Origin of the sequence: Ferdinandcohnia jepli, from assembly GCF_047246645.1 — a bacterium.
GTDB lineage: Bacteria > Bacillota > Bacilli > Bacillales > Bacillaceae_L > Ferdinandcohnia.
Map to the genome: position 1 here is coordinate 56,371 of NZ_JBFOKR010000017.1, position 15,380 is coordinate 71,750.

Genomic DNA, 15,380 nt, shown 5'->3' on the forward strand with positions numbered 1-15,380 from the left:
ATATTAGTCCAGATAATCAAATAAGCGGACCAATGCATTGGTCCACTTGTTTGAAATTATTGTCTTGGCAAAAGGGCTGCACCTACTACTCCTGCTTTTGAACCTAATCCAGCCGGTACAATTTTAATAGAATCCCGTAATCCCGGGTAAAGAAGGTTCGCCACTTTTTCTCTTAGAGGTTCAAGTACCTGTTTTTCGGATTTCATCACACCGCCACCGAGTACAAATATATCCGGATTAACAGCATGTGCTAGGTTTGCTATTCCTATTGCAAGATAGGTAAGAGCGTCATCGATGATTTCTCGAGCCTTACTGTTTCCTTCTTCAGCAAGTCGAAACACCTCTGCAGTCCCACCTTTGATTCCTTTTTCTTCAGCAATATGAGCAATTGCTGTGCCGCTCGCCAGTGCTTCAAGTGCTCCAGGGTTTAGATTGGAATGCTTTCGTCCATTTGGAACAACAATCATATTCCCAATCTCTCCTGCATATCCCTGTGCACCTTGGACTACTTTATTCTCTATAATATAGCCTCCGCCAATTCCAGTACTAACCGTGATGTAAAAGACACTTTCATGTCCAGCACCTGCTCCAATTGTTGCTTCTGCTAACGCTGCTGCATTTGCGTCATTATCAAGAGTTACTTGTATATTTATGGCTTTCTGAAGCATCTCAACGATATGTACGTTAGACCAACCTGTTAAGTTAGGTGGTTCAATAATGACACCTGTTTTGGGGTTCAACGGACCCGGCGACCCAATTCCAATGCTATCCACAGGATGGTCCCCTTTTACAGATTGAATCATCTCAACCATGTTACTGACCACAAATTCCGGTCCTTTTTCAGGCTCGGTGCTGCGCTCTAGTTCTTGTAGAATGGTTCCATGTTTATCGACCAATGCCACACGAAGATTCGTTCCACCTAGATCAATGCCAATTGTATAGTCCCCCATACGAAGCACTCCCTTTCATTTTCATATGTTATTTGCTGTTTTCTAACATGATGAAGACGTATGAAATAAATGCTCCTGGCCATGAGAACCAATGTCTTGATGCTACTTCACCCGTTTCCTCAAACACAGCTTCAGAGAACATTCCATCCCATTGTACTGTTTTTCTCAGCTTGGTTTCCACATTTTCTTTTCGTTGCTCGTCATTTATCAGCTCTGCATACAATAATTCTTGTCCATCACCGAGTGGCCATTTATGGGGTGTATGAACGGACCCAAGTCCTTCAAATGGACCAGCATAGTATCCACCTTTGTTTTCTTGTGAGAAAGCAAATTCCATCGTTTCACGCCATTCCAAGTCATTCACATCACAGAAGCCCCATATTGGTGCAAATACAGTTGGAAGGTCGTTCGCATCATGATAGAGTTGATAGCCTCCATTCAGATCAGTTAAATATGCAAACAGCTCTTTATTGTCTTTATTATACGTGAAATTGGAAACACAGTCCCGTCTAACTTTTTCAGCCATTTCACCGAAATTTTCTTCAAAGAGTTTTGTTTCATGATTTAGTTTATCTAGTTCAACTAGCATTTTCCACATCAGAACTTGGCTTGAGAAATGGTACGGGTATTCTACTTCATCGTCAGCAGGAGTTTCTGCTGTTTTAAATAACCAATGAGTCTCTGATTTATGTTCCATTAACATCGCTAGGACTTCCTTCACAACTGGTTGAATTCTTTCAACTGTCTCTATGTCCTTAAATTCTTGATAATAATCACATAGTTCTAAAATCGGATAACATTGCTGATCAAGTTGGAAAATTTGGTCCTTGCTATATCCGTTTGTTAAATATGCACGTCCCCAATACCCTTCAGGGCGTCCAGCATCTTCAAACATCCAGAGGAGATGTCCTTTGATGATATCCTGTACCTTTTGCTTCCAAGCGTCGTTTTCACGGTACGAAAGGGATGCAAATAATAGATGAACCATATAGTACGCATCACGATTCCACGCTAACGGAAGCAATTGATGATCCGTAATGATACAGACCGATTCTTCGCCAAGTGGAACAGAACAGCAGTTAACAATATAGTCGATATTACGGTTAATAACGAATTCCTTCCAATCGACAGGTGCTATTACTTCTTTATCTCTGGACTCAGTTTGGATAGTGAAGTTTGGCTCTAAAAGTACTTCGTCTTCATACTCTCCAACCGTGTATACAAGGGTGATTGTTTTCTTCCCATTTGCTTGTACTTCGATTTCAAAGGTTTCATTTAGTGTAATTGCTTCATCTGCTGTTTTCTGTTCATCTCCAAGAAGTAACGGTTGGCTATCTTCAAATACAACGATTTCTGCACGAGCGCCTAAGTTTTTATTTTGAAGGACTAGTTTATTACCGAATACCGTTAACGCATTTTCTACTGGAGGAATTGGTATAGGACCACCTTCAGTTAATTGACCATAGCTGCTGCGGTTTAAGCTCAGTTGTCCACCAAACTCAAGAGGTACAGCTGCATTTTCACCAGTATGGTTGATAAGATCTACCGTTTGTACTAGAACGTTACCATCTCTTCTTTTTTCAGCAACAAAGGAGGAGTAGATTTCTAATTCACCTTCCTCCCATTTGAAAACCGGATGGTCACCTTCACCCAAAAACACCTCAGGTTGTGTAGTAAACCCTAAAGGTGTTACACCGAAACCAGTTGAATTTACCGCTAGCTGTCTACGATAGTTTCTTACAAATGGTGTATCATACCATTTATCGTTTGGAAACTGTTCGACTGAAGACAATGTAATGTATCCATGCTTATGATGTGGACGATTAATGGTACAAATTCGACCGTCAGGGTTGATACTTACTGCAAGAGAACCAATACCGAGATCAACCGGTTTCTGTAAAATGCTATCGAGAAGTGGAACTAGTCTTTCTTTTTGTTCGTATATCTTCATGTTAGTAAACCTCCATATAGTGGGTGTAAAAAGAAAAGCCCGCCAATCGGCGAGCTATAGGCGAATGCTCAATTATGCAAAACGAACCTTTGCATCATCAGTTGCATTGTCATTATTAAATAGATGTAGCTTATCCTCTGCAGGAGTTAGATACACTTTTTTATCAGTTGGGAAGTTGCTTCCTGGCTCTGTACGTACGCTGAATAGCTTCTTGCCAACTTCTACTGCTACGAAATCATCTGACCCTAATGTTTCTGTTATGATTGAGACGCCTTCGATTCCATTTGTCTCAGGTGTTAAGCTAATCGCTAAATCTTCAGGTCGCATACCTAAGACTACTTCTTTTTGTGTAATGTTTTTTTCGATATAAGATTTCATACTTGCTGGTAATGTATACTTCGCTTCATTGTTAACGAATGTGTAAAATCCATTCTCTTGTACTAATTCACCTTCTAAGAAGTTCATTGGAGGACTTCCAATAAAGCCTGCTACGAAGCGATTAGCTGGGCGAGTATAGATTTCTGTTGGTGAACCGATTTGCATAAGGTCACCATTTTTCATGATGGCAATACGGTCACTTAATGTCATTGCTTCCGCCTGGTCATGTGTAACATAGATTATTGTTGATTTTAATTGTTTATGAATTCTCTTAAGCTCTGTTCTCATTTTTACACGGAGCTTTGCATCAAGGTTACTTAGTGGCTCATCTAAAAGAAGTACTTCTGGATCAAGCACTAATGCACGTCCTAATGCAACACGTTGTCTTTGTCCACCAGATAGTTCAGACGGCTTACGATCACCTAAACCATTTAAATCTAATAAGTCTAATGCCCATTCGATTTTATCGTTACGAATCTTTTTGTCTACTTTATTGATTTTTAACCCAAAACCAATGTTTGCAGCCACCGTCATATGAGGGAATAATGCATAGCTTTGGAACACCATCGCAATGCCTCTGTCCTTAGAAGCTACATTGTTTGCAAGTTTATCTCCGATTAATAGTTTACCACCGGAGATGTCCTCAAGACCTGCGATCATACGTAGAGTTGTAGATTTACCACAACCAGATGGACCAACTAGTGAAACGAATTCTCCATCTTTTATATCAATACTTAAATCCTTAACAGCTTCAAAGCCATTTGGATATTTCTTCTGAATATGTTCAAGACGTAGCCCTGCCATTTTTCATCCTCCTAAAAGCAATTATTTAACAGCACCAGCTGTAGCCCCTGCAATCATGTATTTCTGCACAATAAATGTAAAGATGATAACTGGCATTGATACTAATAGCGATAATGTTGCAATTGATACAGGGTTTGGTGAGAATGCACCTAATAGTGTTTTCAAGTATACAGGTAATGGAATGACATCTGCTGTAGATGTTGCTGTAATAAAGTACGAGAATACAAATTCATTCCAAGATAGTAAGAATACATAGATTGCCCCTGCTGCTAAACCAGGTAGTGCAACCGGTAAAATAATTCGTGTAAACGCGTAAAACTTTGTTGCTCCCATTACTTGAGCTTGTTCCTCTAAATCAATTGGAATCGTTTGGAATACCCCAATTGCGATAAGTATGATGTACGGAAGTCCAAGCAATGTGTGTCCCATTGCTACCTTTAACGTGATTGGAAGGTGATAGACGAAATCTAAATTAAAGAATTGAGCAACTGGTAGCACTGATGATACATCAGGGAACATACGAACAGATAATATTAAGAATAATACAATTCCAATTCCCCAGAATTTAAAACGTGCCAATGCATACGCTGCCGGTGCACCTAATCCCATTGAAATAATGATTGTTAAAAATGCGATTTTTACACTAAACCAAGCACTTGACCAGAATCGTCCATCGGACAAGTAGTAGTTGTACATTTCAAAGTTTGGATCAAACGGCCACCAAGGGATCGGATATTTCCCACCTGTGATCCAGCTTGCTCGGTCACTGATTGAATACTTAAACATGATATATATAGGAAACAACACGATTAAAATCGAGAAGACCATTAAAAATAGCCAAAATATCTTTTCTATGCTCCATTTTTTCTTCATTTTGTCCCCTCCTTACACTCTTACTAAGAGGTCGTTTACTTTTTTCAATAGCCAGTTCAAGAATAATGTAAAGATAACGATCAAGATAATTAAGATTATACCGATTGCTGCTGCCATTCCCGGATTGTTCAATTGTACGAAATATTTCTCGATCAATACGCCCAAAATCGGATATGACGGTGCTAAGATATACGGGAATATGAATTCTTTCCATGCTTCGATAGAACGTAGAACTAATACCGAAGAAATCGCCGGGATTAATAGTGGAACAGTTATATACATGAATTGTCTTACACTATTTGCACCCATTGTCTTAGCTGCTTCATATTGAGATTCATCGATAGATTGTAGACCCGCTAATAAAATTAGCATTGAAATCGGCGTGTCACGCCATACTTTACCAAGGATGGATAATCCCATCGCAAGTGTTTCATTACTTAAGAAAGAGATTTCATGATCTACAATTGCAGGAAACCAGCTATAATCACCCATTAACAGGCTTGTTATATGTCCACCCTTTGAGAATAGTAATAATAGCGTTGATGTCGTTACAATAGTTGGAATTGCAAGGGGTAATAGAAAAATACTTCGTACAATTCCTCTTCCTTTAAAACTCTTGTTGACAATCATCGCTGTCACTAGACCAGTTATAAGTTGAAGAGGGGTAGAAATGATAACAAACATAAATGTTCTAGAAAATGCATCTTTAAATTCTTCACTGCTTGTTAAGTCTACAAAGTTTTGAATAGTTGGGCTTGCTTCTGCCATCCCACCTACATAAGTTGTTAAAGACATTTGTATGATAAAGAAAACAATAATTAGGAAAAACGCTAGTATATAGAGAAAGCCCGGTATTAACGTGAATATCAAAAAGGAGTTCTTTTTGATCGTTTCTACGAAGCTTCGTTTTTCTTCTCTAACTGATAGATCCATAAACGATCCCCCATTCCAAAAGATTAACTGAAAGAGGGGGACAACCCCTCTTTCGAATTAATCAATCTATTACTTGTTTAATTCTTGTGATTTAGGACCGTATACTTCAGAAAGTCCTTGTTCCACTGTGTATTTTCCATCAACTACAATGTCGTACCATGCATCTAAATATGTTTGTACATATTCTGGCCATGTTGGTACTTGTGGCATTTTTTGAACGCCTTCTTCTACTTGACGATTTGCTACATCAAATACCTCTTGCATCCATTCATCAGCGAAAGTTCCACCAAGGTCTTCTACGATATCCTTACGAACAGGCATCATACCAAATTGTTGAGCTTCTGCTTTATGGTTTTCAGCATTTGTAATCCAACGAGCTAATTCATAAGATAATTCTGCATCTGGAGTTGAAGTTGGGATACCCCACCAGAATCCAGCTAATTGTGAACCGTGTGTACCTTCGCGAACAGGTTGTCCATTTTCAAGGTCCATTGATACACCTTTTGGCATAATTGCTAATCCCATATCATCTGGATCAGCTAAGTAACCAGTCATGCTTGGGTCAGAACCACCGTGGATAAAGAATGCATCGATTTGGTGCATGAATGCTAGATATACTTTACCGTTTGCCATTGCTTGCCAGATACCGCCGCCTGACCAGCCTTCTTCCCACATACCTGGGTTATAAATACCATTTTCTTTGAAGAATACTTCCCACTTGAACATATCTTGAACAGGTTGAGAATTCATATCAAGAATGTCTTCAGGAGTTCCACCAGCTTGGTATACTTTTGTTACTAACTCAGTTGTTGTTCCTTCATACTTTTGTGCACGGTGAGCAATTCTTGGTTCTTTTGAACCGTCATACTCTGTGTTTGACCAGTAGTAACCTACAACAGCAAGGTCATACCAATCCCACTCGTTTGGATCTGCTTCTAATGCATAGTCAGTTGGTAGACCTGCACCGTTTTCAGCCTTAAACATGTCCTGGATGTCTTTTTCAAACTTTGTCCAGTTATCTACTGCATCTTGAACTTTAGATTTTACATATAATAATGTGTTTGTTTCGATTTTTCTTGGGATGTAATATGGCTTCCCATTAATCGTTCCCATTTCTACAGAGATATCAGTATACTCTTTTAAATCTTCATGTACTTTTTCACCTGCTGCAGTTTCAAGGTCCATGATTAGTCCTTTTTCTACATATGGTACTAAGTCAGAGTGTAATGTCTTTACAAGACCCACTGTGTTCTTGTCTTTATCAAGCTTTAGTACGTTTTCAAGGTCAACACCTGACTCATACGTACGAACGTTAACTTTTACTCCGTATTCTTTTTCAAATGACTTAATAATGTTTTCTCTAAACCACTTATCTTGTGCTTCCATCATACGAATGTATAATGTAATTTCATCCGTCTTGAACTCTTTTCCTGATCCTTTTGAAGCGTTTGAATCAGAACCTCCGCTTGCGCAGCCTGCTAAAATGCCTACAGATAGCATTGCAATCATTACGATTGAAAAGAACTTTTTCATGAAGGATTTCCCCCTAAATATTTTTATATGTTTTAAGTAGTAGTTACTTCAAAACCTTTTTTAAGATTGATTCTTTAGTAGTATGTCTGCCCAAATCAATAGTTCTTATTAATCTTCTTGCCGCTTTTTCTAGTAACTCTTCCCCTGTTTCCATTGCAACCGGGAGTGTCATGACTTGGTCAACAATTGGTACTACAAGATAAATCCCTTCTTCTGTAAGTGCCGCTAAGTCACCTTCGAATTGCCCTGTAAAAACAACAACTGGAACATTGTATTTTTTGGCGATTCTGGCGATACCAATTGGTACCTTACCGTTTAGCGATTGTGTATCAAATTTCCCTTCACCTGTGATGACAAGATCAGCCGACTTAATATGGATTTCGAGATTACTTGCTTCTGCTATTAGTTCGAACCCGCTTCTCATCTTTACCTGTAAGAAGGATAGTAATGAAAATCCAAACCCGCCTGCAGCGCCGCTACCAGGAGAATCGATTTCATTTTTTAATACAGTCTTATTAACTACTGAAGCATAATGCTTCATTTTACTCTCAAACTCTTCCAAATCTTTTCTTTGAATGCCCTTTTGTGGACCAAAAACATAGACAGCACCGTTTTTCCCTAATAACGGATTTGTAACATCAGATGCAATCGTAATTTCTACCTCACTAAGCCTTTGGTCTAATCGGGTAATATCAATTGATTGAACATTGCCAAGACATTCACCTGAGCCCTTAAGCGGCATCTGATTTTCGTCTAGAAATTCCACTCCAAGTGCTTGTAAAAAACCAGTTCCGGCATCTACAGTTGCACTACCGCCCAGTCCGATTATTAGTTTCTTAGCACCTCGGTCCAGTGCGCTTTTTACTAGTTCGCCAGTCCCGTATGTTGAGGCTTTAGAAGGATTCTTCTCAGTTTCAGAAAGTAACGGAAGCCCAGACGCTGAAGCGGTTTCAATAATGGCTGTTTTGGATTCTTCAATCCAGCCATACCCTGCTTCAATGATTCTGCCAATTGGATCTTCAACACTTTCGATTACCTTAACACCATCCATAAATGTTAAAAAAGCATCAACTGTTCCCTCTCCACCATCAGCTACTGGTATCTTGATTGTTTCTATGTTTTTATTCTCTTGGATAATGCCGTCTTTGATTCTGGCCGCTGCACTCGTACTTGATACCGACCCTTTAAAGGAATCAGGTGCAATCACAATTTTCATTTTGTTCTCTCCTTCTGTCGATAGTAGAGGGCGGCTTTCTAGCTCGATACTAGAAAACGTTTTTTTATGGATGATAAAGTGTTTTATTTATCATGCTACTTTTCTTACTTGTTTGTTATGTGTACACAAAAAGATAAGTATACTAATTTCTTTTTTGACTGGCTTGTTATTATCATATAAAACTACTAAAGCGTTTTCTATGTTACTCATAACAAAGTTATTCAGGGATTTTTTGTTACAGAGAACAAAAATAATGTTTTGCTAGTATACGAAAAATAGTTATTTTTATATAAAATAGATCCCCAGATCCTTCATATTGCGCCATGAGTATAGAAGATCTATAACGAGGTTTATCAGCCACTTTTTCAAGATTTACTATCCAAAGAAAAAACCCCCTACGCTTTATGCGTAAAGAGGTTTTAGTACATTTGCTAAATATTCTTCAAGTGCTTCATATGAATAATGTTTTTTCCCTAACGCAAAGTTATGCTCCGTTATTTGCTTATATAACGATGCATCTGTTAATACATTTGCAGCTTCTTTACCAGCCTGGTCAACTAAGTGTACCGGTACTTCTACAAGTCCCTCTGGTGAGAGAGTATAATTGCCTCCTAGACTAGTAAACGTAAATCCTATATCTGCTATATCTGTTTGATAAACAGGATATTCATAGATCACTACCGGCTTCTTTGCAAACACACCTTCTAAAAGCTGATTTCCCCAGCCTTCAAGTATACTTGGATACGTGATTAGGTCTGCGATCACATACGCATCCCATAACGAGTAGACTTTTTGCTGATTGTTTAGGTATCTTGAATGATCCACTCTGTCATTCACGTATCGAATATCAACACCCAGTTCCTTCGCCTTCTTATTCAATAACTCTAGATATCTAGGTGATGATTCCGGTAGACCTGGTAATACATATACAATTTTCGTATCTGGGGTAATGATTTTTCCATTATAAAGTGTTTTTCCACTCATAGCTTTTATTTGCTTTTGAATATCTGATACAACATCCACACCAAGCTCAATTGCTTTTCTTTCGGTGATGCGAGTTGCTTGTAAAATGACAATATCATCTTCTTGAAGACCGATTGCTTCTCTCATATCTTTGTTATACTCATCAGCCTGCCATTGGTTTCCATCAAAATCAAATACATTTGGAACTACAGTTGATGATATCCCACGACGACTCTCTAATTCATTCTGGGCAATTTTATTAATAACCACATGATTTACATTACCGAGTAAAGGTGGAAAATATGTTTTTAACCATTCTTCAATAAATGCACAGGTTGGATTGCTATATTTATCTCTCTCCCAGAAAAAATCATGATGGTGGCACAAATACTTTACATTGGTTTTCTTTGCCGCATTATAAAAAGCAATTGATGCAGGTAACCCCCAACCTAATGAAAGAATATTATTTGGAATTAATACATCTATTTTTTCGTTTGTTATAAATGTCACCAATTTTTGTTCAATACTTGCAGCAAACTGAAGCATATCTGCTTCAAAAGCCTGTTCGTCATCGTAATCCATTAGTCTTTCATACGCATTATAAACAAACTTATTATTTAAAGGATGCATGTAATGCAGCTCATCAATTACATACGCTTCAGTCTGTCCTTCACTACCTGCTAAGAACACTACTTCATGCCCCATTTTTTCGAAAGCAAGCTTCCATTTCTCCATCTCTAAAGAAACGCCATCCGTTTCACCAACCCGAAAGTGCGCTAACGCTATTTTCATCATTCCATCCCCCAGTGTCTAAGCTTTTATCCACATTACTTGATATGGTGCAAGTTCAATGGAAGTATTACCGTTACTAACTTCCAAAGTCTGATTTGAAACAAGGTCTGTTACACTGGTAGCATTTTGAACCTCCAGCTTTTGTGTTACTGTATCATTTGAAACATTGATTAAAACGTAAATTTCCTCTTGTTGATCAAGAGCCGTTCTTTTAACCGCAAATATTCTCTCATCTAAGAATAAGACCTCTTGAGGTGCATTTGGATGAAATGCTTTTTGTGACTTACGAATGGATATCATCTCTTTGTAATTGTTAAAAATGAGTGAGCGGAGTGAGTTAGGATTTTTCAACTCATCTTCAAGAACATTCTTGTTTAATTTTTCACGGTTAATAGAGCGATAGCGTCCAGTTTCTTCTACACCCTTCAAATCATTCCCTGAACCTAACAAGCTATGAACATAAATCCCTGGTACACCTATCACTGATAGCAGAATGGATTGCGCAGCAATAAAACGAGCAACTTTGGTGTTCTGTGTATCATTTGAATTTGAAATAGCTTCTAGATAATTAATATTTAGTTCATATGGGCTCTTTGTTCCGTCTCCGTTATCCTTGTATGAAACAAAGCCTCCGTTTTCAATAACCTTATCAGCCATTGCTTGAACTTCTTCAGTTGTTAATATACCTTCAACAGGACGAACCCCAATTCCATCATGAGAAGCTAAAAAGTTAAAAAATGTTGTTTGTTCTGATGTTGGTTCTAGCGAGTCAGCCCATTTTGATAATTCTGTCGAGTTCGCATTATGAAATGTAAATAGTGTTAATGGTGGCAATGGGAACTGATACACCATTTGCGCTTCATTATAACCATTTCCAAAATAGCTGATATTGTCCTTATGCGGAACGTTCGTTTCAGTAATTAAAATGGTACCTGGTACTACTTCATCAAGCACTTCACGATAAATTTGAATGATAGTATGAGTTTCTTCCAGATGAATACATGAAGTTCCAAGTTTCTTCCACATAAATCCAATCGCATCTAAACGTATAAAACGAGCCCCTGTTTTTGCATACATCATAAGTAGTTCTAAAATTTCCAGGAACACTTTTTCATTTTCAAAGTTAAGGTCAATTTGGTCCTCACTAAAGGTTGTCCAAATATACTTCGTACCCTTGCTTGTTTCAAATTTAGTAAGCAGTGGTAATGCCCGTGGTCTTGTCACTTTGCTGTAATCCGCATTTGGATCGGCTTCAATAAAATAATTCTCGTAATCCGGGTTCCCTTTTAGATATTGTTGAAACCATTCGCTATGTTGTGAAATATGATTAATAACCCCATCAAACATTAAATCAAAATGATTTGAAAGGTTTTTCACATCTTCCCAATTCCCTAATTCAGGGTTTACTTCTTTGTAATCAATAACTGAGAAACCGTCATCAGACGAATATGGATAGAAAGGTAAAATATGAACGGCACTGATTTCTTCTTTCGCATGAGTAACCAGAAAATCATCCAATGATTGTAGAGGAGCCTTCCCTTCCTCTTTTATTGAGTCTCCATATGTGATGAGCATAACATCAGTTTCATCAACCCATGTTTTCTTAGGTGCATCCTCATTTGCGTATTTATCTTTTAAATTTCCAATCTGGTCAAGTATCAAATTTGCCTTTTGTTCTCCATAGACAAATGCAAGCTTTTCTAGTAACTGGCTGTGCTTATTCATTTCAATCATCCTTTTTGTTGGGATAGGTTTCCCCATATTTTGACGAATGCTAGGTGCAAAAAACATTCTACTAGGAAAGTTTCTTATGCCTTTCCATCTTGTATTTCCTTCATTTTACACAATTAATAAAGCGGTTACTATGTTACCCAAAACAAAAAAACCTTGTCATATGCAAGGTTTTTTGTGTTTTGTAACAAGTTATTGTCTTTTCTTTGCGATTACTCAATGTTATAAAATGATAACGCCACTGTCAGAAGCACACCGTCTTGGAACTTTCTTGGGTCATAGCCGGTGAGATCCTTTATCTTCTTTAAACGATATTGCACGGTATTCTTGTGGACAAATAATTTATCCGCCGTTTCATTTATAGATTGATTGGATTGAAAGAATACCTCAACCGTTTCAACCAATTCTTTCATCTCCGGAAACTCCTTAATCCGCAAAATTCTCTGGATAAAGTCTTGTCGTGACTCTGTTGAAATTTCCTCTATGAAGGATTCAAGCCCAAGCTGGTCATAAAATTCAATTCGGTTGTTCTTGCTTGCAATAGCTGCTGCACGTTTCGCTTCTTTATATGATTTTGGAACCCCTGACATTTCAGAGTGAAATCTTCCTATTCCAATTGAAGTATCAATTTGATATTTCGCTTTTATTGTTGTTCGTATTTGTTCTAATCTAGAAGTAATCGATTCCTTTTGAGCCTTACTGTCAATGTTCGGGTCTATGGTGAGTAACAGCACATACCGTGAACTTCCAGAGGGTATTATGATGTCTTGTTTTTCGTATTTGAATTGCCCTTCAATCGTTTTTTGAATGGTTCTTCGATATTTTTGGATTTCAAGCTCACCTTCTACATTAGCCTGTGTACTTTTTAATTTATTGTAAATAAAATCGTTAAAGTCATTTAAATTGATTAATATTGCAACCCTAGGCAGGTGAACATTAATTCCTAAAATCCAACCCCTTGCTGCAAATAACTTATCGTTGTCCCAGTTTTCCGTTATCCATTCTTCTATATAAAACTCTTTTGCTCTTTCCTCTAAATCAGATTGCTCATCCAAATAAGCTTCCTTTAATAAAATCTCAGTCATTTTCTTAATAACTTTTCCAAATGGATCAATCTCTTCGACCGGACCCGTAATTCCAATTACCCCAACCACCTGTTGATTTAAAAAGACAGGAAGGTTGATTCCCGGTTTAACGCCTCTCTCTATATCAGTGTTTTCAATTACAACTCTTTTCTTGGTTTGTACCGCCTCAAGGGCTCCTTCATGTATACTACCAATACGTGATTGATCAATACTTGCAATAATTACCCCAGACTCATTCATAAAATTTATATTTCGCTGAATAATTTTTTCCATTTCTTCCACGATTGATTGCGCAAACTCAGACGTTATATGCATCTCTTCGTCACCTCACACGCTGTCTTTCCGATACTTATCGAAACTCGAATATATGATAAATTTAGGTATAAAATAACATAGAATAATCAATTTGTTTAAGTATATCATTTAAAATAAGACAAGTTTGAAAACGAGTGTAACTTTTCTATTCTTCTTTCGTCTAATTTATATATACTTTTATTACGAGGTAATAACAAAGGAAGTTGATTTTATATGGGAAGAGCAGAGAGAAATGCAAATAAGAAAAAGAAAAAGTGGCCTAAATATGTGGGAATTACATTTTTAGTTTTATTATTGGCAATTGGTGGATATGCCTTCTACCTATATCAATCATTAGCTACTACAGTTGGAAAAATGCATGATGAACGTGGACCTTCTGGATTGCGTACAAAATCAATTAACCTAAAGAATGGGGAACCCATCTCGGTTTTAGTGATGGGAGTTGACCAGCGTGAGGGTGACAAAGGTCGCGCTGACACATTAATATTACTTACGGTCAATCCTAATAGTAACTCAATGCAAATGACGAGCATCCCTCGTGATACACGTGTTGAACTTGTCTCTCGTGATGAAAACGGTAAACTTGTTAACAAAGGACAGGATAAAATTAACCATTCCTTCGCATTTGGCGGTGCGGACATGACGATAAACACTGTTGAAAAATTCTTAGATGTTCCGGTAGACTTTTTTGTTGAGATGAACATGGAGGGATTGCAACAAATCGTTGATTCACTTGGTGGCATTCAAGTTGAAAATACCTTGGCGTTTTCATACGATGGTTTCGATTTCCCAGTTGGTACATTAAATCTGAATGGGCAAGAGGCACTTAGTTATGCGCGCATGAGATATGAGGATCCAAAGGGTGACTTTGGTCGACAGGATCGTCAGAGACAGGTGATTAGTGGTATTATTGACGAAGCCGTTAGCCCGGCAATCCTAACGAAGATGGATGATATTTTTGAAACAATGGGCGGCAATATGACAACTAATATGAGCTTTGATGAAATGAAAATTGTGCAAGCTAAATATAAAGATGCTCGAAAAAATGTTGAAACATTTACTATGCAAGGAACTGGGCAAACCATTGGAGGCGTATGGTACTTTATTGTGCCTGAGGAAGAGCGTCAGGCTGTGTCTTCGAGAGTGAAGCAGCATTTGGAGATTGAATAATAGATGAGTTAGTTGCAACCGGCTTTTGAGCCGGTTGTTTTTATTTTGGGGTATCCGTTGGTTTGTATGCTGAGGGGGATATCGTGATTGTGGTGATGTGCAATTATTCTTTTTATTCTTCTGAGCTACTATGGTAAATGCCGTAATATGCAATTATCTGCAGTACTGTTCAAATCTCTGCTGTTAGTATGCAATTGCGTATCGCTAGTATGCAATTAGTGGGTGTTAGTATGCAATTAGAGGGTGTTAGTATGCAATCGGAGGGTTGTAATATAAGAAAAGCGATACAGCCAGCTTAGGTATGTTGGCTGCTTGATTGTTTTTTCTAAAAAAGACAAATTTATCATTTAACTGGGGTGGAGCTGGATCTGGGGGATATGGTGAATGTGGTAGTATGCATTTATTCTATTTATTCTTCTGAGCTACTAGGGTAAATGCAGTAATATGCAATTATTATATTTTTTATGCAATTATCTGCGGTACTGCTCAAATATCGGGGTTAGTATGCAATTGTGTACAATTATTATGCAATTATAGATATTATTATGCAATCCCCCAAAAAACTCGTGTTTTTTTTCTGGAATCAGCAGGATTTTACGAGTTATTTATAGAAATTATGTGTTAACAAATAAAGGAGTTGATACAAATTAGGAAAAAACCAATTGAAATTAGAAAACTGGAAGCAC

At 37.7% G+C, this 15,380-nt stretch carries 11 protein-coding genes; 1 reads left to right on the forward strand and 10 read right to left on the reverse strand.

Annotation, left to right across the window (positions count from 1 at the left end):
• Window positions 1-56 precede the first annotated feature (56 nt).
• From AB3M96_RS18015 to AB3M96_RS18060, 10 genes are all read right to left on the reverse strand, one after another.
• Complete coding sequence (locus tag AB3M96_RS18015; protein ID WP_412969022.1) at window positions 57-950, reverse strand: ROK family protein; 894 nt, start codon at window positions 948-950, stop codon at window positions 57-59.
• A gap of 28 nt (window positions 951-978) precedes the next feature.
• Window positions 979-2,901 carry a glycoside hydrolase family 125 protein gene (locus tag AB3M96_RS18020; protein ID WP_412969023.1) on the reverse strand — a complete coding sequence of 641 codons (1,923 nt, stop codon included), beginning with the start codon at window positions 2,899-2,901 and terminating at the stop codon, window positions 979-981.
• Window positions 2,902-2,973: 72 nt separating this feature from the next.
• On the reverse strand, window positions 2,974-4,083 hold the full coding sequence (locus tag AB3M96_RS18025; RefSeq protein WP_412969024.1) for an ABC transporter ATP-binding protein: 1,110 nt from the start codon (window positions 4,081-4,083) through the stop codon (window positions 2,974-2,976).
• 21 nt (window positions 4,084-4,104) lie between these two features.
• A complete protein-coding gene (locus AB3M96_RS18030) occupies window positions 4,105-4,956 on the reverse strand; it encodes a carbohydrate ABC transporter permease (protein ID WP_412969025.1) in 852 nt (283 codons plus the stop codon).
• Between the two features lie 12 nt (window positions 4,957-4,968).
• Window positions 4,969-5,889 (reverse strand): carbohydrate ABC transporter permease, encoded by a 921-nt coding sequence (locus AB3M96_RS18035; protein ID WP_412969026.1) that lies wholly within the window; start codon window positions 5,887-5,889, stop codon window positions 4,969-4,971.
• A gap of 69 nt (window positions 5,890-5,958) precedes the next feature.
• Window positions 5,959-7,422, reverse strand: coding sequence for a sugar ABC transporter substrate-binding protein (locus AB3M96_RS18040; protein WP_412969027.1), 1,464 nt, complete (start codon window positions 7,420-7,422; stop codon window positions 5,959-5,961).
• Between the two features lie 43 nt (window positions 7,423-7,465).
• The gene (locus tag AB3M96_RS18045; protein WP_412969028.1) at window positions 7,466-8,638 is read right to left on the reverse strand and encodes a glycerate kinase family protein; all 1,173 of its coding nucleotides are present in this window, start codon (window positions 8,636-8,638) and stop codon (window positions 7,466-7,468) included.
• A 402-nt stretch (window positions 8,639-9,040) separates the two neighbouring features.
• Window positions 9,041-10,393, reverse strand: coding sequence for a glycosyltransferase (locus AB3M96_RS18050; RefSeq protein WP_412969029.1), 1,353 nt, complete (start codon window positions 10,391-10,393; stop codon window positions 9,041-9,043).
• An 18-nt stretch (window positions 10,394-10,411) separates the two neighbouring features.
• A complete protein-coding gene (locus tag AB3M96_RS18055) occupies window positions 10,412-12,118 on the reverse strand; it encodes a sugar phosphorylase (protein WP_412969030.1) in 1,707 nt (568 codons plus the stop codon).
• A 218-nt stretch (window positions 12,119-12,336) separates the two neighbouring features.
• Entirely contained in the window at window positions 12,337-13,524 is a 1,188-nt protein-coding gene (locus AB3M96_RS18060) for a CdaR family transcriptional regulator (protein ID WP_412969031.1), read from the reverse strand.
• A gap of 213 nt (window positions 13,525-13,737) precedes the next feature.
• On the opposite strand from AB3M96_RS18060, the gene AB3M96_RS18065 reads away from it, so the two are divergent.
• Complete coding sequence (locus AB3M96_RS18065) at window positions 13,738-14,694, forward strand: LCP family glycopolymer transferase (RefSeq protein ID WP_412969032.1); 957 nt, start codon at window positions 13,738-13,740, stop codon at window positions 14,692-14,694.
• Window positions 14,695-15,380: the final 686 nt, after the last annotated feature.